This is a genomic window from Pantoea sp. CFCC18179 (genome assembly GCF_059412405.1).
The window spans coordinates 21,803-45,020 of record NZ_JBNBPM010000014.1; the positions used below are offsets into that span (position 1 = coordinate 21,803).

At 54.9% G+C, this 23,218-nt stretch carries 20 protein-coding genes; 7 read left to right on the forward strand and 13 right to left on the reverse strand.

Annotation, left to right across the window (positions count from 1 at the left end; genetic code table 11):
- Positions 1–28: 28 nt before the first annotated feature.
- On the reverse strand, positions 29–2,809 hold the full coding sequence (locus ACPUC7_RS20225; protein WP_494924240.1) for a flavocytochrome c: 2,781 nt from the start codon (positions 2,807–2,809) through the stop codon (positions 29–31).
- 603 nt (positions 2,810–3,412) lie between these two features.
- Between ACPUC7_RS20225 and ACPUC7_RS20230 the strand changes: the two genes are divergently transcribed.
- The 4 genes from ACPUC7_RS20230 (at position 3,413) to ACPUC7_RS20245 (ending at position 8,016) form a co-directional block, all read left to right on the forward strand.
- Positions 3,413–4,924 (forward strand): anion permease, encoded by a 1,512-nt coding sequence (locus tag ACPUC7_RS20230; RefSeq protein ID WP_343553797.1) that lies wholly within the window; start codon positions 3,413–3,415, stop codon positions 4,922–4,924.
- Between the two features lie 164 nt (positions 4,925–5,088).
- A complete protein-coding gene (fumA, locus tag ACPUC7_RS20235; protein ID WP_343553798.1) occupies positions 5,089–6,732 on the forward strand; it encodes a class I fumarate hydratase FumA in 1,644 nt (547 codons plus the stop codon).
- Between the two features lie 364 nt (positions 6,733–7,096).
- Positions 7,097–7,573 (forward strand): cucumopine synthase-related protein, encoded by a 477-nt coding sequence (locus ACPUC7_RS20240; RefSeq protein WP_343553799.1) that lies wholly within the window; start codon positions 7,097–7,099, stop codon positions 7,571–7,573.
- Between the two features lie 17 nt (positions 7,574–7,590).
- Positions 7,591–8,016: a hypothetical protein gene (locus tag ACPUC7_RS20245; RefSeq protein WP_494924241.1), complete on the forward strand. Its 426-nt coding sequence runs from the start codon at positions 7,591–7,593 to the stop codon at positions 8,014–8,016.
- Here the strand turns inward: ACPUC7_RS20245 and ACPUC7_RS20250 are convergent.
- Positions 8,006–9,001 carry an alpha/beta fold hydrolase gene (locus ACPUC7_RS20250; RefSeq protein WP_494924242.1) on the reverse strand — a complete coding sequence of 332 codons (996 nt, stop codon included), beginning with the start codon at positions 8,999–9,001 and terminating at the stop codon, positions 8,006–8,008. The genes ACPUC7_RS20245 and ACPUC7_RS20250 overlap by 11 nt on opposite strands.
- Before the next feature lie 76 nt (positions 9,002–9,077).
- On the opposite strand from ACPUC7_RS20250, the gene ACPUC7_RS20255 reads away from it, so the two are divergent.
- Complete coding sequence (locus ACPUC7_RS20255) at positions 9,078–9,713, forward strand: TetR/AcrR family transcriptional regulator (RefSeq protein WP_494924243.1); 636 nt, start codon at positions 9,078–9,080, stop codon at positions 9,711–9,713.
- A gap of 100 nt (positions 9,714–9,813) precedes the next feature.
- Here ACPUC7_RS20255 and glnT read toward each other — a convergent pair whose 3' ends face one another.
- From glnT to exaC, 10 genes are all read right to left on the reverse strand, one after another.
- Positions 9,814–11,181, reverse strand: a complete 1,368-nt coding sequence (gene glnT, locus ACPUC7_RS20260) for a type III glutamate--ammonia ligase (RefSeq protein WP_494924244.1) — start codon at positions 11,179–11,181, stop codon at positions 9,814–9,816.
- Between the two features lie 12 nt (positions 11,182–11,193).
- Positions 11,194–12,180, reverse strand: a complete 987-nt coding sequence (locus ACPUC7_RS20265; protein ID WP_494924245.1) for an aldo/keto reductase — start codon at positions 12,178–12,180, stop codon at positions 11,194–11,196.
- Between the two features lie 10 nt (positions 12,181–12,190).
- On the reverse strand, positions 12,191–13,354 hold the full coding sequence (locus ACPUC7_RS20270) for an aromatic ring-hydroxylating oxygenase subunit alpha (protein ID WP_494924246.1): 1,164 nt from the start codon (positions 13,352–13,354) through the stop codon (positions 12,191–12,193).
- An 11-nt stretch (positions 13,355–13,365) separates the two neighbouring features.
- Complete coding sequence (locus tag ACPUC7_RS20275; RefSeq protein WP_494924247.1) at positions 13,366–14,217, reverse strand: amino acid ABC transporter permease; 852 nt, start codon at positions 14,215–14,217, stop codon at positions 13,366–13,368.
- Between the two features lie 28 nt (positions 14,218–14,245).
- A complete protein-coding gene (locus ACPUC7_RS20280) occupies positions 14,246–15,022 on the reverse strand; it encodes an amino acid ABC transporter ATP-binding protein (protein WP_494924248.1) in 777 nt (258 codons plus the stop codon).
- Positions 15,019–15,792, reverse strand: coding sequence for an SDR family NAD(P)-dependent oxidoreductase (locus ACPUC7_RS20285; protein WP_494924249.1), 774 nt, complete (start codon positions 15,790–15,792; stop codon positions 15,019–15,021). The genes ACPUC7_RS20280 and ACPUC7_RS20285 overlap by 4 nt, the downstream gene beginning before the upstream one ends.
- A complete protein-coding gene (locus tag ACPUC7_RS20290; protein ID WP_494924250.1) occupies positions 15,780–17,399 on the reverse strand; it encodes an FAD-dependent oxidoreductase in 1,620 nt (539 codons plus the stop codon). Before ACPUC7_RS20290 ends, ACPUC7_RS20285 begins: the two co-directional genes overlap by 13 nt.
- Positions 17,396–18,283, reverse strand: coding sequence for an ABC transporter substrate-binding protein (locus ACPUC7_RS20295; protein ID WP_494924251.1), 888 nt, complete (start codon positions 18,281–18,283; stop codon positions 17,396–17,398). Before ACPUC7_RS20295 ends, ACPUC7_RS20290 begins: the two co-directional genes overlap by 4 nt.
- Before the next feature lie 305 nt (positions 18,284–18,588).
- Positions 18,589–18,801, reverse strand: coding sequence for a hypothetical protein (locus ACPUC7_RS20300; protein WP_343553811.1), 213 nt, complete (start codon positions 18,799–18,801; stop codon positions 18,589–18,591).
- 190 nt (positions 18,802–18,991) lie between these two features.
- Complete coding sequence (gene exaC, locus ACPUC7_RS20305; protein ID WP_494924252.1) at positions 18,992–20,512, reverse strand: acetaldehyde dehydrogenase ExaC; 1,521 nt, start codon at positions 20,510–20,512, stop codon at positions 18,992–18,994.
- A 318-nt stretch (positions 20,513–20,830) separates the two neighbouring features.
- Between exaC and ACPUC7_RS20310 the strand changes: the two genes are divergently transcribed.
- A complete protein-coding gene (locus ACPUC7_RS20310; protein WP_343553150.1) occupies positions 20,831–21,394 on the forward strand; it encodes a class I SAM-dependent methyltransferase in 564 nt (187 codons plus the stop codon).
- Here the strand turns inward: ACPUC7_RS20310 and ACPUC7_RS20315 are convergent.
- The gene (locus ACPUC7_RS20315) at positions 21,382–22,107 is read right to left on the reverse strand and encodes a glutamine amidotransferase (protein WP_494924253.1); all 726 of its coding nucleotides are present in this window, start codon (positions 22,105–22,107) and stop codon (positions 21,382–21,384) included. The genes ACPUC7_RS20310 and ACPUC7_RS20315 overlap by 13 nt on opposite strands.
- Before the next feature lie 191 nt (positions 22,108–22,298).
- On the opposite strand from ACPUC7_RS20315, the gene ACPUC7_RS20320 reads away from it, so the two are divergent.
- On the forward strand, positions 22,299–23,183 hold the full coding sequence (locus tag ACPUC7_RS20320) for a DMT family transporter (RefSeq protein ID WP_494924254.1): 885 nt from the start codon (positions 22,299–22,301) through the stop codon (positions 23,181–23,183).
- Positions 23,184–23,218: the final 35 nt, after the last annotated feature.

A 23,218-nucleotide genomic window follows, 5' to 3' on the forward strand; every position in this document is an offset into this window, starting at 1 on the left:
ACGCAGCGGGCATTTTTATCGGTGCTAATTAATTGCCTCGCGCCAGTTTAGCGGCATTACGACCGGCTTTGATACCAAAGATGATGATATCGGCCACCGCGTTACCGCCGATGCGGTTAGCACCGTGAATGCCGCCGACCACTTCACCAGCCGCCCACGCACCAGGAATCACCTGTTTCTGCGCATCCAGCACCGCGGTATCGGTGTTGATGGTGACGCCGCCCATCGTATGGTGCACACCCGGGGCGATACGGATCGCGAAGTACGGACCTTTGTTCAGCGGATGCCGCAGCGCCGTCTTACGACCAAAGTCTTCGTCATCCTGCTTGGCCACAAACTCGTTGTAACGACCGAGTGTGGTTTGCAGCGCTTCCTGATCCATGTTGAGTTTTACCGCCAGTTCATGCGGCGTTGGAGCGCTGATCACAAAGCCTTTGGCGATGTATTCGTCCGCCGCTTTGTTGTTGGCACGCACTTGCTCATCAAACACGATCCATGCACTTTTCTCTGGCAGTGCGATGATCTCAGCGGACACTTTGTCGCGAGTTTCCATTTCGTTGTAGAAACGCTTACCCGCCTGGCTCACCAGAATCGCCCCGCCGCCGCGCATCGCTTCAGAGATCAGATACGACGTGGTTTGCTCAACCGTTGGGTGAATCTGGATTTCGCCCATATCGACGGTATCTGCGCCGATATTTTGCAACATGGCGATACCGCTGCCGGTGGCACCTTTGTGGTTAGTGGTGACGAAGCCATCCAGCTCAGGACGGTATTTCACCACCATTTCGCGGTTAGCACTGAAGCCGCCGGTGGCCACAATCACGCTTTTGGCGTTGATGATGCGGCTGTCGTTGTACTCATCCACCACTTTCACGCCAGTTACCGCGCCGTTTTCCACCAGGATTTCTGCGACCGAGGTTTCCAGCAGCACTTCGATTTCACGCTTGTTAACGTTTTTCACTAGGCCGCTAATCAGGAAGCCGCCGACCGCTGAGCGATCTTCTGGACGGTGGGTACGATCAATGCTCATACCGCCGGTGATGGTAATGTCGCACAGCTCAATCTCTTTCGCCGCCAGCCACTCAATGGCTTCTGGCGCTTGCTCAACAAACTCACGCAACAGCACCGGATTGTTTTTGAACTTGCCGCCTTTCAGCGTCTCTTCATAGAACAACTCTTTGCTGTCTTCGATGCCTTTCAGTTTCTGATAACGGGTTTCCGCTGCGTTCATGCCGACCGAAGCTTTAATGGTATTGCCGCCGATGGTGGGCATCTTCTCGATGATCACCACACGCGCGCCGTCGTCATGCGCCTGAATCGCCGCCGCCAGACCGGCACCGCCGGTTCCCACTACCACCACATCGTAATTGACCGGCGCATTCGGGTTGCCGCCCTCTTCAATCACATACTCTTTGCTTGAGGTGGTCATGGCACGCGAAACGGCTTTTTTCAGCGCTTCACTCTGGGTGGTTGCGCCGGTAATTGCATCAACGTGTGGACTATTGGCCACCAGAATGCGTTCACGCAGGCTTTCGAAGGTACTGGTGAAATCGACATCCAGACTTGGGTCCGGCACCAGTGAAATGTCGGTGATACGGTCGGTGTCGAGGGTGACGTTGATTTTCAGTTTCAGCGCTTCGGCTTCGACTTTGGCTTGATAAACACCGGCTTTGTATTTGCGATGGCCATCGCTGACGTCGCGGATCATCGCATCGACCAGTGAGAAGCGCCACAGCGGTTCTGGAATAGTCAGTTCCTCGCGCTTAGTGCTATCGATGGACAGCTCCATATGCTGGTTTTTCAGCGCACGGTCAGTCCAATCCGGGTAAGCGATGCAGGCTTTACCGATCGCCACCAAATCGAATCCATGTTCCAGCGCGTTCTCGGCATCTTCTTTATTGACGATGCCGCCAACACCAATCACCGGTACTTTTGCCAGCGTAGGTGAACGTTGCGCGAGATATTTAGTGATTAACGGCGTTGGGTCCTGAGTATCGACGATCGATGGACGCAGCAACTGGCCGACGGAGAAGTGCACATAATCCAGACCGCGCTCTGCCAGTTTTTCCAGCAGATACAGCGTATCGTCCCAGCGGATGCCCGGCACTTCCAGCTCTTCTGGCGAGAAGCGATATCCAATCACGAAGTCCGCCGCAGCGAAGCGGTCGGCCATTTTGTGGGTGATTTCCAGCACTTCCATCGGGAAACGGGCGCGATTGTCGCGGCTGCCGCCCCATTTGTCGTCGCGCTGGTTGGAGTTAGGCGAGTAGAACTGCTGAATCAGATAGGTGTTCGCGCCGTGGATTTCCACGCCATCGAATCCGGCTTTAATCGCACGGTTAACGGCATCACCAAACTTGGTGATCATTACATCCACTTCTTCAGCGGTTAAAGCTTGTGGCGTGGTAGCACCTTCACGCGGTGCGGCGATGGCACTTGGCGCGACCGGAGTTTTACCACCGATCAGTGCCGGTTCAACCATGCGGCCGCCGTGATAAATCTGCAAAATCGCTTTGGAACCTTGCGATTTGATGGCGTGGGCGATTTTCGCCAGGCCCGGAATTTTGTTATCGCTGTCGATGCCGAGCGCACCAGGGAAGGCTGGACCACGGTTATCAATAAAGCAGCATTCAACGATGACGGTGCCGATGCTGCCGGCGCGTACACGATAATATTCGACAAGGTCACTGGTAACACCGCCATCAAAGTAGCCGGTACAGGTGGTCATCGGTGCCATAACCAAACGGTTTTTTAGCACCGCACCTTTCGGCAGCGTAAGCGGATTAAGGATCGGGGTGAGCTTATTCATGATGAGCAACTCCAAATTAAGAAATTCGTATTCAATTCTTTAGCGGTTCGGATGAAATTATATTTATTTTAGTGGTCCGATTTCATGGCGTAAATATACCATTTTATTTACTTACATAACCTTATTCGTTAGTTATATAAGTTTTACCCATGTAATTAATATTCGGAGCGTAATGCTCAAAGCTGCGCTTCGCTAAGTTTTGACCAAGTCTTGACAAAAATCAAATTTTTCCTTACTTTTAAAACAAAACCAGCCTTATCAGAAAGATAAAACCTCCTCATTTGCTGTTTTTTGCTTGATTTGTTGCGTTTCGATGACCAAACACAGTTAATTTTCACCTGTTGGTTCATTTATTAACGCGTGCATGTTTAAAGCAAAAAAACCACCAATAAATTTTATTGATCTGGATCAAAATAGATATTTTAATTAATCGCATCATGTTCACATTCAATTGATAATTCGCGTATCAAAATTTCCAAACGACGATTTATTAAAACTCAGTTTTAAATGTCACGACTAATCTGCTACAAGGGTTTTGTAACTAAATAAACAGCTTAGTTCGGGGCGTATAACCGCATTCTCCATAACTTGCAGACCAAAACTATGAACACACAAACAACCCAGAGTGAATCCCTAAAAGCGCCCCCCGCGGCGCCCGGGAAAAAGAACCGCCTGATTATGTTGTGCCTGCCAATTATTGTGGCTGTGCTGTTGCTGCTGGTCCCAACTCCTGCGGGATTGGAACCTTATGCATGGCACTTCTTCGCCATTTTTGTCGGGGTAATTGTGGGACTGATTTTCGAGCCATTACCGGGTGCGGTCATCGGCTTAACCGGTGTGGTGGTGATTGCGCTGTTCAGCCAATGGGTACTGTTTAGCCCGGCGGAACTGGCCGATCCCAAGTTCAAAACTGCGGCGCAGTCGTTCAAATGGGCGGTCAGCGGCTTCGGCAACTCCACCGTTTGGCTGATCTTCGGTGCCTTTATGTTTGCCGCGGGCTACGATAAAACCCAGTTTGGTCGCCGCCTGGCGCTGATTCTGGTGAAATATCTTGGTCGTCGCAGCTTAACGCTGGGTTACGCCATCACCTTTGCTGACCTGTTGCTGGCACCGTTTACGCCATCCAACACCGCGCGCAGTGGCGGTACTATCTATCCAATCATCGCCAACCTGCCACCGCTGTACGGTTCAAAACCGAATGACCCAAGCGCGCGTAAGATTGGTTCTTACTTGATGTGGGTTGCGATCACCGCTGCGTGTATCACCAGTTCGATGTTCCTTTCTGCTCTGGCACCTAACCTGCTGGCGCTGGCGCTGGTGAAAAGCGTGGTCGGTTTCGATATCTCATGGGGCATGTGGTTCCTCGCCTTCCTGCCGCTGGGCGTGCTGTTGATTCTGACCATGCCGCTGCTGGCTTACTGGCTCTATCCGCCAGAAGTGAAAATCAACGATGAAGTGCCACGTTGGGCCACCGCTGAACTGGCAAAACTCGGCAAACTGTCACGCAATGAAATCCTGCTGCTGGGCTTCGTGGTAGCGGCGTTGATGATGTGGATCTTCGCGACAGCGTGGATTGAACCGGCAATGGCGGCCTTATTAGTCATCGTGCTGATGTTGTGGACCGGTGTACTAAACTGGAATGACATCACCAGCAACAAAGCGGCCTGGAATACCTTTGCGTGGTTCGCCACCCTGGTTGCACTGGCGGATGGTTTAGCCCGCGTTGGCTTTATCGCCTGGTTAGGTAAAGAAGGCGCGATGCTGTTGCACGGTTACGATCCACAGGTTTCTGCGGTGGTTCTGCTGATTGCCTTCTACCTGCTGCACTACTTGTTTGCCAGTACCACTGCGCACACCACCGCGCTGCTGCCAGCCATGTTGACCATTGCCGCGTCAATCCCAGGCATCAACATGCCGGTATTCTGCTTGATGATGTGTGTTTCCTTGGGTGTGATGGGCATTATCACCCCATACGGCACCGGCCCAAGCCCGATTTACTACGGTAGCGGCTATCTGCCAACTAAAGATTACTGGCGCCTCGGCACCATCTTTGGTGGCTTGTTCCTGGTTCTGCTGATGGTTGTCGCCTATCCATGGATGGTGATGATGTTCTGATGATGTTGCTTCGATGTTAAAAAACGGAGCCGCGCAGTACCGTGAAAGTGTTATGATGCTCGCCAGTCAGCCCTTGCGGAGGGCTGGCGAGAGAAAATCGAATAACAGATGCCTAATTTGTCGCCCCTCGTGCTGATGGGCAACACGAAGCTAAGTGAGCCAACATGTCGAACAAACCCTTCTATTATCAGAATCCCTTTCCTCTCGCCAAAGATGATACCGAATACTATCTGCTGAGCAGCGATTACGTCTCGGTAGCCAATTTCGATGGCGAAGAAGTGTTGAAAGTCGATCCCCAAGCGCTGACACTGCTGGCGAAGCAAGCATTCCACGATGCTTCGTTCATGCTGCGCGCCTCGCATCAGGCGCAGGTCGCCGCGATTTTGGCCGATGATGAAGCCAGCAAGAATGACAAATACGTGGCGCTACAATTCCTGCGCAACTCGGAAATCGCAGCGAAAGGTGTTTTACCGACCTGCCAGGATACCGGCACCGCGATCATCATGGGTAAAAAAGGCCAGCGCGTCTGGACCGGCGGCGGCGATGAAGCCGCACTGTCGCAAGGCGTCTATAACACCTTTATCGAAGATAACCTGCGCTATTCTCAGAATGCCGCGCTGGATATGTATAAAGAAGTGAACACCGGCACTAACCTGCCAGCGCAAATCGACCTGTACAGCGTTGATGGCGACGAATACAAATTCCTGTGCATCGCCAAAGGTGGCGGTTCCGCCAACAAAACCTATCTGTATCAGGAAACCAAAGCGCTGATTACCCCAGCCAAGCTGAAAAATTATCTGGTCGATAAGATGATGTCGCTGGGCACCGCCGCGTGTCCGCCGTATCACATCGCCTTTGTGATTGGCGGTACGTCAGCGGAAGCCACGCTGAAAACCGTCAAACTGGCGTCAACGCATTACTACGATTCGCTGCCAACCGAAGGCAACGAGCATGGTCAGGCGTTCCGCGATGTGCAGCTGGAAGAAGAACTGCTGAAAGCCTCGCAGGAACTTGGCCTTGGTGCGCAGTTTGGTGGCAAATACTTCGCCCACGATATTCGCGTGGTTCGCTTGCCGCGTCACGGCGCATCTTGCCCAGTTGGCATGGGCGTATCTTGCTCTGCCGACCGTAACATCAAAGCCAAGATCAACCGCGAAGGTATCTGGATCGAGAAGCTGGAACACAACCCAGGCCGCTACATTCCAGAAGAGTTGCGTCAGCAAGGCGAAGGCGAAGTGGTTAACGTCGATCTGAATCAGCCAATGAGCGAAATCCTCAAGCTGCTGTCGTCTTATCCGGTATCAACCCGTTTGTCGCTGAACGGCACCATCATCGTGGCGCGCGATATTGCGCACGCGAAGTTGAAAGAGCGCATCGATAACGGCGAAGGGTTGCCGCAGTACATCAAAGATCATCCGGTGTATTACGCGGGCCCGGCCAAAACGCCAGAAGGTTACGCTTCCGGTTCACTCGGCCCAACCACTGCCGGTCGTATGGATTCCTATGTCGATCTGTTGCAAGCCAACGGTGGCAGCATGGTGATGTTGGCGAAAGGCAACCGCAGCCAGCAAGTGACCGATGCCTGTCACAAACACGGTGGTTTCTACCTCGGCAGCATCGGCGGCCCAGCAGCGGTGCTGGCGCAGCAGAGCATTAAGAGCCTGGAATGCGTGGAATATGCCGAACTTGGCATGGAAGCGATCTGGAAAATTGAAGTGGAAAACTTCCCGGCGTTCATCCTGGTGGATGACAAAGGCAACGACTTCTTCCAGCAGATTCACAACAACTGCGCTGCCTGCGTGAAGTAATTCTCTCACTGCGCACGATGCAAGCCGCTGTCACGCTGACAGCGGCTTTTTTTATTTAACACCACGCACCATACCCGTAGCGGCGCGATTTATCGCGTTGTTTTGACGTTATGATTTGAAGCATTGTGCCCCAACAAACATTGCGCAATGAATTGCGCCGCTACGGTGGGAGCGATCTTATTAGTGCAATCTGCACTACAAAACAGCAGCTTAACCTCCGCATCAGCGCCCTTCTCTGCTAACTCATTCTTAATTAACTGATTAATTTTTGTTCTCTTTGTGGCATAAAATTTGCTCAATTTAATTATCTGATTAATTAAACTCGTGGCAAGTGCCACATTCACAACCACACCAGGAGAACGTTATGACGGTCGATGAAGCGATAGCGCTGTTTGACGCGCAGCGCGAAAAGATCTGGTTTGAGCAGCCCGCAGAAATTGCGGCGCTGGGCAGAGGTGAAGTGCCACGCGGCACCGGTTCACGCGGCCAATACCTCAGCACCATTATTTTCGCCGAAGGGGAAACCCGTACGCTGGCGGATGAAATGTTGTGGGGATTGATTCGTGTCGGTGAAGACCATCCGCAAGCCGATCTGAAAACGCTGCAACTGCTGATCAAAGAGATCATGGGCTACAAAGCCAATTTCTTTGATTTTGTCAGCTTGCCGCAAGCGGCGGAGATGCTGCACCTCTACGTCAAGGTGGCGGGTGAATGTGAAACGCTTGAAGAGTTAGTGCGCCTGTCGCACAGCGCGCTGTCGTGGGCCAACCGCCTGCATATGTGGGTCGATTTCATTCTTCCCTGGGGTCTCGGGGACGGTTTTCGTCGCGTCAAAGCCTGATTGGGAGAACAACAACAATGAAACTTGCAATGCATGTGGCCGATCACAAGATCTGCGTCATCGAAGTGTGGGAAAACAAAGTGCCCAATCTGGCGAAAACGCTGCGCGAAAAGTTGCCGTTAAAAAGCGTGCTGCAACACGGCAAACTGATTGGCGACATGGTGTTTTTTACCTTGCCGATCGTTGCGCCGTGGGAGAATAAATATCTGACCCAGGATGTAGGCAAACTGCGGCGTGAGCAGCACGGCGAAGTGACCGGCGCGGTGTGTTATTACAGCCCGCGCCAACAAATGTGCGTGGTGTACGGTGATGATACCGCCGATGAGCCGTTGCCGATCTCCTACATCGGCGAAGTGATCGAAGGCAAACTGGAGTTGCGCGTTACCGGGCTGGAAACCTGGTTCGATCAGGGCCGCGTGGTGGAATTAAGTATTATTGAGTAAGCAGCAGCGCCTGCATGGCGCTGTCAATTTGCGCCGATTCCTCAGCAAAACGCGCCGGTGCGCCGGCGCAATGTCCATAAGGCGAATGCAGCACGCGCAATTCGCCTTGCTTCAGCGCCGCCACTTCCAACTCCGCTTCTTCCTGAGTGAAATAACGATCGCTGTCACACGGCATCACGATACAGCGCGCGGCAATCTTACCCAGCGCGGCACGCCAGTCGCCGTCAGCCAGTTGCCCCACATCGGCGTGATACCAACAGTGCAACGCACATAATAAATCGTTGGCATCCAGCGCCTGATGATCCTGCTCCCAATCCACCAGCAACGCTTCCAGAGAGGCAAAGCCCAGATCGCGCCAGCGCTCCTCGCGAAAAAACGCCGCCGAATAAGCCCATCCAGCATACACGCGACCAAATGCCGCCAAGCCGCGCAATGGCGGCTGCTGATAATAGCCACCGGCAAATTGCGCATCGCAACACAGTGCCGCGCGCACGCCAGCAAGGAACACCTGATTATTCGGCCAGCAGCGCGCCGATCCACATACCGCCAGCAGATTTTGCACCTGAGAAGGATGCGCCACCGCCAGATGCCACGCCTGCATCGCCCCCATCGACCAACCGTACGCCAGCGCGATACGTTCAATGCCAAGATGATTAAACAGCAGTTGCTGCTGCGCATGCAGATTGTCCACCAAGGTGATCGCCGGAAACGCCGCGCCTGCCTGCAATAATGAGTTGGAGGGCGAAGAAGAAACGCCGTTGCCCATTTTGTTCACCAGCACAATAAACCAGCGCGCCGGATCAAGCGTTTTCCCCGCACCGATTAACGGCAAATAGCGCTGATGCGTGCCGCTGTAATAGCTGAAAATCACCACCGCATTGTCGCGCGCCGCATTGAGCTGACCCAAAGTTTGATACGCCACTTGCGCATCCAACAGCGTTTCGCCGCTAACCAATGGCAGGTTACCAAGCTGATAAAAATCCATGCCGTTCTCCTGAGGCGATATGGTAGAGTTAATTAATCAATTAACTTAAAATTTCGTCACTGTAGGGATGTCGTCTATGAAGGAAAAGTCCACTGCAAAACCCGTTACCGGCGACAAAAAACCGCGCAAAACGCAGCGCGATGTGGCGGAATTACTGCAATCCTCAGCATTCGACCTGTTTGCCACTCACAACTATTCGGCGGTACGCATCAAAGATATCGCCACCGCCACTGGCCTCAATTCGGCGCTGATTTACTACTACTTCGGCTCGAAAGAAGACCTGTTTATCAAAGTGATCGAATCAGCGGTCGAACGCGCGTTTGTGCAGTTTGATGCGATTAAAGCCAGCGCCAACGGCCCGCGCGATCTGATCTTCCTGTGGATTGAAATTCACATCCTGCAATTTCATCTGCTGCAAAAACTGGCGAAGATTAGCCTTGATTACTCCAGCACCAACGGGCGCAATCCGAGCATTGATAAAGCGATTAAAAAGTTCTACGAAAAAGAGTCGCTGATCCTGAAAAACACCATTAAAGAAGGCATCGCCAGCGGCCTGTTTCGCGAGGTCAATCCGGCGGATATGGCGATGCTGATTTCGACCTATCTGGATGGCGTGCTGTTCCGCAACGTGATGTTCCCCAATTTCAAATACAAACAAGCGATCAACGTGATGCGCGATTTTGTGTTTGAGAAACTCGATGCTGCGGCTTAATTAGCGCCGATTTGGTCACCATGAATGGCGACCCTACAATGGTTCGCCGCGTATTTCGTGGGATGCGTATTCTTGCGCACCCCACGATGGTTTGATGCGATCAGAAAATAGTGCTGTAGCGATCGGTTTCCCACTGGCTGACGTGCAGGTGATAGCTGTTCCACTCCTGCAACTTGTAATGGATAAACTCTTTCTTCAACGCCTCACCGAGCGTGGCGGCAACGAACGGATCGGCATCAAAGGCTTCCACCGCTTCCAGTAAATTCTGCGGCAGGAAATCGATGCCACGTTCGCGCCGTTCGGCTTCGCTAATCGCGTACAAGTTATCTTCATTCGGCTGGCGCGGATCGATCTGCTCGCGAATCCCTTCTAATCCCGCCGCTAACGCCAGCGTTGCCGCCAGATAGGGATTCACCGCGCCATCGGCATTGCGTGATTCACAACGTCCACCGCCCGCCGGAACGCGAACCGCATTGGTACGGTTGTTTGATCCCCACGAATTAAACACCGGTGCCCACGAGAAATAGCTCATAGCGCCCTGCCGTACCAGCCGTTTGTAGCTGTTGACCGTTGGCGCAAATGCCGCGCACAGCGCACGGCCATGTTTCAGCAAGCCGCCGATAAAGTAATAGCCGGTATCGCTCAAACCCAATCCCCACGGATCGTCGGCGCTGCTGGCGTCGCGTTTGAACACGTTGGCACCACTTTGCAGATCGGACAGCGACATATTGAAGTGCGCGCCGGTGCCGGTTTTATCAGCGAACGGTTTCGGCATCATGGTGGCGATCATCCCGCGCTGTTTAGCGTAATGCTTGGCCATAAAGCGGAAGAAGATAAAGCGATCGCAGGTGGTTAGCGCGTCGGCATAGTTAAAGTCGAATTCGTACTGCGAGTTGCCATCCTCATGATCGAGCGAATAGAGATCCCAACCGAGGTTATTGATGGTGGAAGAGACTTCATCCAGCCAGCCAAACTGATCGACGAATCCCTGCAAGTCATAGCATGGCTTGTTGAGTTTATTGTCGCGCTCCGGCACCGAAAGCAACCCTTGTTCATCGCGCTTCAGCAGATAGATTTCGCACTCAATACCGAGATTAAAACTAAAGCCCATTTCATTGGCCTGCTTGATCACGTTTTGCAGCGCCACGCGCGTGCTGAGCGCGTAGGGTTCACCCTGAAAATGGTTGTCGGCGGGCATCCAGGCGATTTTCGGTTCCCACGGCAGTTGGATGATGTGATCGAGATCCGGCACCGACGTCAGTTCATCTTCGTGCGGTGACTGACCAAGGCCATCCAGCGCGTAGCCGGTATAACGCTCCGAACCTTGCGCCATGTGATCCAGATGCGCAATCGGCACCACTTTCCCCTTCGGCACGCCGTGAATATCCACGTAAGCGCCCATGCAATATTCAACACCTTTCGCCAGCAAATCCTGTTTAATCTCGGCGATCTGTTCGGGAGTTTTCATCAATGCCCTGCCTTAATCGTGTTCAACAATGGAATGGGGAATGTAAGGAGCCTCAAGGGCGTGGATCTCTTCGGCGCTGAGCTGTAAATCAAGCGCAGCCAACGCATCCGTTAGATGTGACTCGCGCGTGGCACCGATCACCGCAGCCACCACCGCGGGTCGTGTATACAGCCAGGCTAGCGCCACTTGCGCCATCGGCACGCCGCGCGTTTCGGCAATGTTCTCAACCGCACGGATCACCGCGCTGTCGGCCTCGGCGGTGGCGGCATAGAGAAAATCGGTGTAGCTGTCATCGGCGCCGCGCACGCTGGCTTTGGCCGCATCAACGGGACGCGCCAGACGACCACGCGCCAGTGGGCTCCACGGCGTCACCGCCACGCCTTCCGCCGCACACAGCGCCAGCATCTCGCGCTCTTCTTCGCGATAGATCAGGTTGAGATGGTTTTGCATCACGATAAAACGACTCCAGCGCTCATACTTCTGGATTTGCAGCGCTTTGCTGAACTGCCAGGCAAACATTGACGAGGCACCGAGATAGCGCACTTTGCCCATCTTCACCAAATCGTGCAGCGCTTCGAGCGTCTCCTCGATCGGGGTTTCATCGTCCCAGCGGTGGATTTCATACAGATCGATGTAATCCATGCCCAGCCGCTGCAAACTGTGATCGCACTCCTGCATGATCGCCTTGCGCGACAAGCCTTTGCTGTTCGGTCCGCTGCGCATCGGGTTATACAGCTTGCTGGTGATCACCACTTCATCGCGCAGCGCAAAATCGCGTATCGCCCGGCCAACGATCTCTTCACTGGCACCTTTGGCGTAGATGTTGGCGGTATCAATAAAGTTGATCCCCTGCTCCAGCGCCGCACGGATCACGCTGCGGCTGGCCTCTTCATCCAGCGTCCAACTGCGACCGCTGCGCGCGGGTGGCGCGTAGGTCACCGTTCCGAGGCAAAGCGCCGACACCTCCAGCCCGGAGTGTCCCAGCTTGTGATAACGCATTGTGTGCTCCTTACTCCGCCATGCGGGTTTTCAGGTAATTGGCGAGATGCCAGACGGTGGTTTCCAGATGGCTCAAGCGGCCAGGCCGCGCAAGGCGTGAACGGCTGCCGCGCTGCTGTTCGGCGTTGATCCACTGATCTTCATCGATGATGGTTAAACTGCCTTGCTTCATGCGCTCGGCGGTCTGGGCGAAGTCGTCGTGTGCCGCTGATTCTGCCGACACCAGCACCACGCGATGCCACTGGGTGCGGGTGGTGCTTTGCGGCAGAATCGCACTGATCGAGATGCGATCCGGATTAAGTGAGATCAGGCAGTTGGGATAGAGCAGCATCAAATCGCTAAAGCGCATTTCTTCGTCAGTTAATCCGCTAAACGGCGTCAACCCTTCGGTGAGAATCTCACTCAGTTCACCATTTTTGCGCAGCGGCTGATGGCAGAGAGTCCATCCGGGCCCATCTTCACCAATCGAACTGAGGCGACCGGGGAAACTGTCTTCCAGCGTGCTGCGATGCACCGCTGCGTGGTGATAGCACTCCATAAAGGTCTCAATCGCCATCTTCCAGTTGTACGGACAGTCGTAATCCAGCGTGTAAGCGGTGACCAAATCAGCCAGATGATAGCGCGCAAAGCGCGCTTGCAGCGGCGCCAGGCGCGTGGCCAGCGACGGCGCATCCGCGTTGAAGGTGACGAAGATCATGCCGAACACCTCTTCATGGCGGATCTTCGGCAGTTGGCAGTGCTGGCGCTCGAAGTCCTGCGCCTGATTCATTGATGGCGCGCCGCTCAGTTTGCCGTGCGTGTTGTAGGTCCAGTTGTGGAACGGACAAATAAACGACCGGCTGTTGCCACTGCCTTGCGCAATGGGTGCCCAGCGATGCAAGCAGACGTTGGAGAACACCGCAATGCCTTCATCGTTACGCACGATCAACAGCGGTTCGCCGACCACATCCAGCGTGAAGAAATCATTGAGCTGTGGCACCTGTGAAACGTGGCCGACAAACAGCCAATCATGGCGAAACACCTTCTCCTGTTCGAGCCGGAAAAAACTGTCGCTGTTATACGCTTCTGGCGGCAAGGTTTCGGCGCGGCTGGCATCACTCTGCTGTTGTTGCAGCATGCGTTGCAAAATGCTGTCGCCATCATCAAACACCACATCAATTTTCTCGCGATACATCTCAGCCTCCTCTAACGATAGTGATGCTCAACTCGCGCCTGAATCACACTGAGCACCGTGGTGGCGGCCAGATACCAGATGCAGGCAACGATCAATAACGGGATATTTTCATAGGTGCGGGAGTAAATGGCCTGCGCCGAATAGAGCAGATCCGACAGTGAAATCACGCTCACCAGCGAGGTGGTTTTCAGCATGCCGATCACTTGATTGCCGGTGGGCGGAATGATGAATGGAATCGCCTGCGGCAATATAATCCGCTGCAAATATTGGCCGCGCGTCATGCCCAGCGCGCGCGCGGCTTCCTGCTGGCCGTTCTCCACCGACGAAATGCCCGCGCGGATGATCTCCGCCATATACGCCGATTCGTTCAAGCCGAGGCCGAGAATCGCGGCGGCCAGCGGCGTGATCAGATCGTTGGTGCTGCCGCTCCACAGCGTGATCACGCCGGGTACGCCAAGGGTGAATTGCGGATAGAGCGCCGCGAGGTTGTACCAAAAGATCAGTTGCACCAGCACCGGCGTACCGCGAAAGAACCAGGTCCAGCCGCGACTGAATCCCACCAGCAGCGGATTGCTGGAAAGCCGCATCACCGCCAGCACCACGCTAAGCACAATCGCCAGCAGCATGATCACCAGCGTCAGCCAGAAGGTGGTCCATAAGCCGGTCAGAATGGTCGGTGAAAACAGATATTTCCCCACCGTAGACCAATCAAAATTGGGATTGGTGATCATCGAATGCGCCACCAAACCGGTTAACGCCGCCATCACCAGCGCTGAGATCCAGCGACCGGGATAACGTTGTGCCACCACTTCGCGCGCACTGTGAGTGGGATTACGCGGCGTTGTCAGCGTTTTGTCTGTCATCAGCGTTCTCTTCATGGTTGCGGATTGATCACGCGGCATGCACGCGAGCGAGGAAATCACGCGTACGCGGATGGCGCGGGGCGGCAAAGAACTGTTTGGCTTCCGCCACTTCGATAATTGCGCCGTTATCCATAAAGGCCACGCGATTCGCCACATCACGCGCGAAACCCATTTCATGCGTCACGATCACCATGGTCATGCCATCGCGTGCCAGATCGCGCATCACCGCCAGCACTTCGCCCACCAGTTCCGGATCCAGTGCGCTGGTCGGTTCATCGAACAGCATCAACGACGGCTTCATCGCCATGGCGCGCGCAATCGCCACGCGCTGCTGCTGTCCGCCGGATAACGCCGCCGGACGCGCATCGTAGCGATGGCTGAGACCAACGCGATCCAGCAACGCTTTGGCTTCGCTCAATGCCTGCGCACGCGGCACTTTTTTCACCGTGATTGGCGCTTCCATCACGTTTTCCAGCGCCGTCATGTGGCCGAACAAATTGAAGCGCTGAAACACCATGCCGATGTGAATGCGATTGCGCGCCACCTCGCCCTCTTTCAGCTCATACAACTTGTCGCCGTGCAACCGATAGCCGACCATGCCACCGTTGACCCACAATTCACCGCCATCAATTTTTTCCAGATGATTGATGCAGCGCAGAAAGGTCGATTTGCCCGATCCCGACGGGCCAATCAGGCACACCACTTCGCCCTGCTGCACCGCCAGATCGACACCTTTGAGGATTTCGACGCCGTTAAACGACTTGGTGACCTGCTGCGCATCCACCATTAACGTGGCATTGCTCATCTCTCCTCCTGTTGCGTCATGTACCAGGTATTCAGCCCGCCGCTATCGAGAATCAACATTTGTCCCATAAACGACGCCGCCGCAGGTGATGCCAGAAACGCCACGCTCTGCGCCACTTCATCACTGCTCACCGGACGTTGCAGCGGCAAGCGCGCGACTTCCTTTGCCAGCAGCGGTTCGTGTTGCTGCCAGTTGCTCTCCGCATCACGAATCGGCCCCGGACTGATGCCGCACACGCGGATACCGCGCGCCGCCCATTCGATTGACATCTGTGCGGTGAGATTGACCACGCCCGCTTTCGAGGGGCCAAACGCGCCCGCATCGGGATAACAGCGGTGCGCCGATGCGCCAGCGATATTGATGATCACGCCGCCCGGCGCCATATGTTTCACCGTTTCCACGCAGGCGAGAAACGTGCCGGTTAGCTGGGTATCGAGCACCAAGTGCCACTGCGCATCGGTTAGCTCCAGCAGCGGCGCGGCAGCTGTGGCACCAGCGTTATTCACCAGTAACTGCGGCGCACCAAAATCCGTGACGATGGCGGACATTGCCGCACGCAGCGCGGCACGATCGGTGATATCGACCTGCCAGAACGCCGCACGCACACCGAGATTTTGCAATTGTGCGATCGCACGCTGCGCCAGCTCACGTTGACGGCGCACCAGCAGCACAATGTCGTAGCCTTGCGCCGCCAGCACCGAAGCAATGCGCAATCCCACACCTTGTGATCCGCCAGTAACGATGGCGGTTTTGCCTGTTACGCGCTGCATTTCATCCCCTTCGCTTGCGCTGCCAGCAACGACGAGCCGCAGATGAAGCCCCACGTCAGATTGGGTCCCAGCGTGGTGCCTGCACTGACCGCACGCGTGCCTATCGGATTGGCCATCGCTGCGCCAGCGCAATACAAGCCGTAGATCGGTTGTCCATCGCGATGCAATACATTGCCGTGCGCATTGGTGCGCGGCCCGCCTTTGGTGCCAAGAAAAGTGCGATTGAACGGTATCGCCAGATAAGGCGGGTGCTGGATCGTCGCCATGCCGCCCTGAAAGCGTCGATCGGTTTTGCCGCGAGCCACGCTGAGATGGCGACCAAAATCCTCATCAACGCCGGAAACACAGAATTGGTTAAAGCGCGCCACGCTGCGTGGCAACGATCCCGCTGGCAACGCCAGTTGTCTTTCCAGATCATTTAAGGTGGCAGCGGAACGCATCCAACCCGGCGTACGCCAGCGGTAGTAACGCAGCAGCGGCGCTTGGCGTAATAAGCGTGCGTCCGCGATCAGCCACGCTGGAAGATGGCGCGGTTGGCCGTCGGCATCGCGGCTATCCAGCGCTTCGCCGAGGTTGAACGCCATTTCATTGGTGAAACGCTGGCCATGCCGATCCACCAACATGGCGTTGGCTTCCGCGTGGAAGAAAATCGATAAACCACTCCACGGCTGGCCGGATGCCGCCGGAATACCGCCGCCGATATTGGCTTGATCCATGTGCGCCAACTGCGCGCCAATAGCCTGTGCCATGCGTTGTCCATCACCGCTGTTGTCACGCGGGCTGGCGATGAAATCATGCGGGCCGGGAAAATGTCGCGCACGTAAGTTGTCATCCCACTCAAATCCGCCGCTGGCAATAACCACGCCACGCTGTGCGTTGATCTCAACACTTTCGCCTTGCCAGCGGCAGCGCACGCCGCTCACCTGATGCGAATCGCGCGTCAGCAGTTGTTCAGCGCGCGCTTCGGTTAGCAACTGGCAACCGGCGGCCTGGCAGGCATCGAGTAATCCGGCGATCAGTGCCGCACCTTTGGTCAGTTCACCGCGCCACATCCGTCGCACCAGGCGCGGCAAACAGCGCAACCACGCGCGCAGCGGATGATGCCAAATATCCTGCTGTAACAGTTCGTGATAGCTAAACCCGCGCGGCAGCGGCGTTGGACGCAAACGCCAGCGTCGCTGCGGTTTAAGCGCTAACGGCGCCAGCATGCGACCAACCGTTTTGGCACCCGCCAGTGGCCACAGCGGATCGCCTTCAGCCGTGTGCGCAAAACGCAGCGCGCTGTGCTGTTCCAGAAACGCCAGCATCGGCGCGGCCTGCTGTGCCAGCGCGTGCCACAATGCATCTTCACTGGCTTGCCAGCCGGCAGGCGCTGCCGCGCGCAAGTAAGCCAGCGCCTGCTGTGGCGAATCGTCATAACCGGCAGCAAGCGCATGATGATTGGCGGGCACCCACATCGCGCCGCCCGACATCGCCGTGGTACCGCCGAGCCAGGCGCTTTTCTCGACGATCAACACAGCAAGTCCGCCAATAGCGGCGCGTAACGCCGCCATCAATGCCGCGCCGCCGGAACCGATCACCAGCACATCGCAGTGACGCACACTCATATCGGCTGGGTGCTGGTCAGGTTGATGCCCGGTTTATCCAGCTTCATAGCACCCAGATCCCACTTATCCATGATCTTGTCGTAGGTGCCGGTTTCATGAACTACCTGCAACGCTTTCAGCAGCACATTGGCGAGTTCGGTGTTCTCTTTCGCCACCACAATGCCGAGATAATATTTCGGCATCAGCGGCATCTGCACGGTGCGGATCGGATGCGGCGCTTTCTTCTTGATGTCATCCACTGAGGCGGCATCATTCAGCACGAAATCAACGCGCCCGGAATACAGCCCGAGTAGCACCGCATCGGCTGATGGCAACGTCACCTGCTGAATTGCCGCTTTGCCCTGCTTGGTGCAGTTTGGCGTGTAGATTTCACTGATGGCTTTTTCGAAATCGGTGCCGGTTTGTACGCCGACTTTCAAACCGCACAGCGTTAGCGGATCGTTGGTGATGCTTTTCTCGGTTTCCAGCGTGTACACCTCGCTGGTGGCGTAGGCATAGTTGACGAACGAGACCTGCTTCTCGCGCTCTGGACTATCCGAAATACACTCCATCGCCACATCGTAGCGGCCACTTTTAACGCCTGGGATCAGCCCGGCGAAATCAATCGAGACCGGCTTCACTGTTATGCCCAGCACCTGCCCTAAGGCGTCCCACAGATCCGGCTCAAACCCGACCATGGTTTTGTTGTCTTCAGCAAAGGATTCACACGGCGGATAGTGCGCATCAGTGACCAGATTGAGGGTTTTACTGCTGCGAATTTTCTCCGGCAGTTGTGCATGCAAGTCGGCATGCATCGCCAGCGGCGCATCGGCGGCCTGAAGAGTGAGGGGAGCAAGTGACGTGGCAAGCAACGATAAGGCAACAACCAGACTTTTCATTCTCATGCTTTTAACTCCAGTAGAAAGGCAAAATGCCTGAAGACCCTGATGACTTAAAAAAGCAAAAAACGAAGATGGTGCGCAGGGAGAATTGCAAGCGTTATGCCAGTTTTTAAATAACTGATTAATTAATCATGAGGCGAGAGTGGATAAGGGATGGCGCGGCAGGCCTTGGTACGACGGGCATGAAAGGCTGGTGAGAGATTCACCAACAGAGTGCAAAAAGTGAGCTAATGGTGCAAATAGAGGAAAGACGTCAGCGCGGAGTAAATCATCTGCTCAAGGCAAAATTGCCTCACACCGCGACAGACTTAAAAACGGTATTGGCTCTCTAACTGGCGCAAGGTTTCCACGCGCTGTGCCGAGGCGATTTCGCGCGCTTTCACTTCCAGCAACAAGTCAGCATCATTCTGACCAATCACATACACCGCCTGACGGCCAGGCAGATTTACGGTAATAATATTTTGCTCTACGGCATCCAGCATATCGTCATGCTGTTCCAGGTAGTTGTACAACGTGTTCATAACTTCTCCTTAAAATGGATGCGCATTCTGCCGAATCACCCGCTTTAAATTCCACAAGACCAGGCTTAATTCTGCGACTGCATCAGAAACTTCTGCTGATTGGCTTATCCTGCTGATGCAAGATGACGGAGAGATTAAAGTGCGGGAAAAAACGAGTGAAGGCAGCGGAGGATGCCGCTGCCTTGATTAATTAGAAGAAGCCCAGCGGTTGCGTGCTGTAGCTCACCAGCAGATTTTTGGTTTGCTGATAATGATCGAGCATCATTTTGTGGGTTTCGCGGCCAATACCGGATTTTTTGTAGCCACCAAACGCCGCATGCGCCGGATAAAGGTGATAACAGTTGGTCCACACGCGTCCGGCTTTGATGGCGCGGCCCATGCGATACGCGCGATTGATGTCGCGCGTCCACACGCCTGCCCCAAGCCCGTAAATCGAGTCATTGGCGATAGCCAGTGCTTCTGCTTCATCTTTAAAGGTCAGCACGCCGACCACCGGCCCAAAGATCTCCTCCTGGAACACGCGCATGCTGTTGTTGCCTTTCAGCAGCGTTGGCTGGATATAGTAGCCGTTGGCGAGTTCATCCCCCACTTTCTCCACGCCGCCGCCATGCAGCACTTGCGCGCCTTCCTGCTGCGCAATCTCCAGATACGACAGAATCTTATCGAACTGCTGCTGTGAGGCCTGCGCACCAATCATGGTTTCGGTATCCAACGGATCGCCACGTTTAATGGTTTTGATGCGCTTCATCACCGCCGCCATAAACGGTTCGAAGATCGATTCCTGCACCAACGCGCGCGATGGACAGGTACAGACTTCGCCCTGATTGAGGAAGCCAAGCACCACGCCTTCTGCCGCTTTTTCGATAAAGCTCTCTTCGGCATCCATGATGTCTTCGAAGAAGATATTTGGCGATTTTCCGCCCAGCTCCACGGTAGACGGAATCAGGCTTTTCGCCGCCAGTTCCAGAATGTGACCACCGGTAGCAGTAGAACCGGTAAAGGCGATTTTGGCGATGCCGGGATGCGACGCCAGCGCTTCGCCCGCTTCTTTACCGTAGCCGTGCACCACGTTAATCACGCCTGGCGGCACCAGATCTTTAATCACTTCCATAAACAGCGTGATCGATAACGGCGTCTGTTCCGCCGGTTTCAGCACCACGCAGTTGCCAGCGCCGAGCGCGGGTGCCAGTTTCCACGCCGCCATTAATAGCGGGAAGTTCCATGGGATGATTTGCCCAACCACGCCCAACGGTTCGTGGAAGTGATAGGCAGCGGTAAATTCATCAATTTCAGCGGCGGTGCCTTCCTGCGCACGCACGCAACCGGCGAAATAACGGAAGTGATCAACCGCCAGCGGCAGGTCAGCGGCCAAGGTTTCACGCACTGGCTTACCGTTATCCCAGGTTTCGTTGACGGCGATATATTCCAGATTCTCTTCGAGGCGATCGGCAATTTTCAGCAGCACCAGCGAACGCGCTTGCGGTGAGGTTTTGCCCCACGCATCGGCCGCAGCCTGTGCTGCCGCCACCGCGTTATCAACATCCGCGCGGTCGGAACGCGGGAATTCGCCAATGGTCGAGGCGTTAATCGGTGAGGTGTTGACGAAGTAATTGCCGTTCACCGGCGCAACAAATTCGCCGTTGATAAAGTTGCCATAACGCGATTGCAATGTGATGAGAGAACCTTGTTCTCCCGGAGCAGCGTAACGCATGGTGTTTCTCCTTGCGGGACAGAGTGGCGATTAACAACTATGAAACTTGTTATTAACATTGAGCGATCAAAGCCAGACTGTCAGATCGCAAAGCGGGAAACTGTGACCGCACCGGAGGAAATCTGCGATTAACATCCGTTTACGACTTTTCACCGGCTCCTAAGTTTCAGCCAGGTCTGCTATGTCTAGAATTCACCCTGTGTATCATTCGCCGTCGCGCTACGGATAAATCCGAGTTTTCCCGCTTATGCCGCAAAAAGCGGAACATGCGCGAAATATGTGGTCAATATGAAGCAGGATACTAACCAGGAGAGACAGATGTTGGCTTCAGCCCTGACGTTAATGCGCGCCAAAGCGAACTTTGTTCAGCAATTTATCCGCAACCCGCGCAAAATGGGCAGCATCACGCCCTCTTCCGCCGCGCTGTGCCGCACCATGTGCGATGCGGTGAATTGGGATCACAGCTTGCGCATCGCCGAACTCGGTGCCGGTGATGGTGTGTTAACCCGCCATATACTGGATCGCATGTCGCCCGAAGCGCAGCTGGATGTGTTCGAAATCAGCCCGGAATTGGTGAAAAGTCTGCGCGGTTTACCCGATTCACGTATGCAAGTACGCGCCTGTTCAGCGGAATACCTGTCTGGAGAATATGATGTGATTTTCTCTGGCTTGCCGCTGCTGTCATTGCCGCCCGCGACGCGCGATGCGATTCTCAGTGCGGTGCATGATGCGCTGGGTCCACGCGGCGTATTTGTGCAATTCCAATACACCTCGTTTACCCAGCCGAACTTGTCGCGCTATTTCACGTGGGAACGTCAGCGCGTGCTAAAAAACATGCCACCAGCATGGGTTTATCGCTGCACACGTCACTACGCGCCTTGAGCCTGTACGCGCGGCTGCGGCCGCGTTTGCTGCCAGAAACGGCGCAATAATTCGCGTGACCAATCTTCACCGCGCAAGGTGACGCCATCATCGCTGACGCCCGCCGGTAAGCAGGCGGTCATAATTTCGTGGGTAAATTCGGGATGGAATTGTACCGACAGCGCCTGTTCAGAATAACGCAGAATCTGGCAGCCATCCTGCACCGAGCTGGCTAACACCTGCGCATGCGGCGGCGGTGTTAATACCGATTGTCGATGCGACAACCACGCCTGAAACTCGCCCGGCAACGCACCCAGCCACGCATCATTTTTCGCCTGCGCGCTGCGCGTCAGCGGTTTGAGTCCGCGCTCCCAGCCATTCGGGTTATCCCCCACTTTGCCACCCAGCGCATACGCCATCAGTTGATGGCCGTAACACACGCCTAGCAGCGGTAAATCGGCATCCAGCGCACCACGAATCCACGCGGCGGTGCGTTCGCTCCAGTCAGCGTGATCGGTGACCATCGCCCACGAACCGCTGAGAATCGCGCCGCTGACGCGGTCAAACGCCGGTAAATCATCACCTAAATGCGGACGCACAATCACATAGTCATCGGGCTGCAAGTGCAACGCATCAATAAACCAGCGGGGTTGTTCACCAATTTGCGCCACAACTGACGGTGGCGGCACTTCGAGTTGAATCAGAGCAAGGGGTAACGTGCGGGTGTTAGTCATGCCGAATACGGTCCTCAAAATGGTCCTCTTTCGGAAATCCACTTTGACAGTAAATTTGCGCCATGTCTTATTTTTTTCCTGCATAAGCAAAGACTCAAACAAAAATAATTTCACCACACACCTCCGAAGTCACCGGCTTCATGCCATGATTAGCCAGTGATAATCCTCGACTCTCCCTGAAGGAAGGCATTGTGGCAGCGCGGCATTTTTTTCTGGTTCTGATGGTGGTTTCTATCTGGGCTTTCAATAACGTAGCGGTGAAATGGGGATTACTGGAACTTCCGCCGCTGTTTCTCACCTGGATGCGCTTTGTGGTGGTGGCGATCGTGCTGGTGCCGTTTTGCCGCATCACGCGTGAACAACTGCCGTGGCTGCTGACGCTGGCCTTCACCTTCGGCTTTCTGCACTTCTCCTTGCTGTTCGTTGGCATGCGTTACACCGACGCCGGGACCGGCGCGATTGTGGTGCAGCTCGGCACGCCGATTGCCATGCTGCTAGCAATGGTGGTGCTGAAGGAGAAACTGCGCTTGATTCAATTGCTGGGCATTGCGATTTCGTTAAGCGGCGTCGCGGTGTTATCTGGCAGTCCGACCATTCCGGCGTGGTGGGTGCTGTGTATTTTGCTGTGCAGCGCCTTTGGCTGGGCGGTGAGCAACATGATTGTAAAAAAATCGCCGCCAATCAAACCGCTAACACTCACCGGTTGGATCTCTTTTCTCGCGGTGCCGATTGTCGGTGCTGCCTCGTGGTTAACCGAATCCCAGCAATTCTATGCCTTGAGTCACGCCGGATGGCGCGGCTGGTTTGGCATTCTATACAGCGCGCTGGCTTCCTCGATTGTCGCTTATACGCTGTGGTATTCGCTGTTGAAGAAGTACAACGTCAATCTGATCATGCCCTATTCACTGCTGACGCCGGTGCTGGCGGTATTAATGGGCGTATTCGTGCTCGGCGATAGCATGAACGGCTTTAAGATCCTCGGCGCGTCCTTAGTGGTGCTGGGTACCGCCATTGCGGTGATTAATCTGCGCAACCTGCGTATGCATGCGAGATTCCCGCGGTTGCGTCGTCGTTAAATCCGCTCTGCTATGCTTGAGTCTCGCGCGTTTCC

Bases quoted from the DNA above. Each gene is read 5' to 3' on its own strand.
- ACPUC7_RS20270 (WP_494924246.1), bottom strand. From the start codon at position 13,354: ATGTATCGCGAGAAAATTGATGTGGTGTTTGATGATGGCGACAGCATT.
- ACPUC7_RS20300 (WP_343553811.1), bottom strand. From the start codon at position 18,801: ATGAACACGTTGTACAACTACCTGGAACAGCATGACGATATGCTGGAT.
- ACPUC7_RS20245 (WP_494924241.1), top strand. From the start codon at position 7,591: ATGAAACTTGCAATGCATGTGGCCGATCACAAGATCTGCGTCATCGAA.
- glnT (WP_494924244.1), bottom strand. From the start codon at position 11,181: ATGAAAACTCCCGAACAGATCGCCGAGATTAAACAGGATTTGCTGGCG.
- ACPUC7_RS20275 (WP_494924247.1), bottom strand. From the start codon at position 14,217: ATGACAGACAAAACGCTGACAACGCCGCGTAATCCCACTCACAGTGCG.
- ACPUC7_RS20315 (WP_494924253.1), bottom strand. From the start codon at position 22,107: ATGACTAACACCCGCACGTTACCCCTTGCTCTGATTCAACTCGAAGTG.
- ACPUC7_RS20285 (WP_494924249.1), bottom strand. From the start codon at position 15,792: ATGCAGCGCGTAACAGGCAAAACCGCCATCGTTACTGGCGGATCACAA.
- ACPUC7_RS20310 (WP_343553150.1), top strand. From the start codon at position 20,831: ATGTTGGCTTCAGCCCTGACGTTAATGCGCGCCAAAGCGAACTTTGTT.
- ACPUC7_RS20295 (WP_494924251.1), bottom strand. From the start codon at position 18,283: ATGAGAATGAAAAGTCTGGTTGTTGCCTTATCGTTGCTTGCCACGTCA.
- ACPUC7_RS20280 (WP_494924248.1), bottom strand. From the start codon at position 15,022: ATGAGCAATGCCACGTTAATGGTGGATGCGCAGCAGGTCACCAAGTCG.
- ACPUC7_RS20265 (WP_494924245.1), bottom strand. From the start codon at position 12,180: ATGCGTTATCACAAGCTGGGACACTCCGGGCTGGAGGTGTCGGCGCTT.
- ACPUC7_RS20290 (WP_494924250.1), bottom strand. From the start codon at position 17,399: ATGAGTGTGCGTCACTGCGATGTGCTGGTGATCGGTTCCGGCGGCGCG.
- ACPUC7_RS20225 (WP_494924240.1), bottom strand. From the start codon at position 2,809: ATGAATAAGCTCACCCCGATCCTTAATCCGCTTACGCTGCCGAAAGGT.
- exaC (WP_494924252.1), bottom strand. From the start codon at position 20,512: ATGCGTTACGCTGCTCCGGGAGAACAAGGTTCTCTCATCACATTGCAA.
- ACPUC7_RS20240 (WP_343553799.1), top strand. From the start codon at position 7,097: ATGACGGTCGATGAAGCGATAGCGCTGTTTGACGCGCAGCGCGAAAAG.
- ACPUC7_RS20250 (WP_494924242.1), bottom strand. From the start codon at position 9,001: ATGGATTTTTATCAGCTTGGTAACCTGCCATTGGTTAGCGGCGAAACG.
- ACPUC7_RS20230 (WP_343553797.1), top strand. From the start codon at position 3,413: ATGAACACACAAACAACCCAGAGTGAATCCCTAAAAGCGCCCCCCGCG.
- ACPUC7_RS20255 (WP_494924243.1), top strand. From the start codon at position 9,078: ATGAAGGAAAAGTCCACTGCAAAACCCGTTACCGGCGACAAAAAACCG.
- fumA (WP_343553798.1), top strand. From the start codon at position 5,089: ATGTCGAACAAACCCTTCTATTATCAGAATCCCTTTCCTCTCGCCAAA.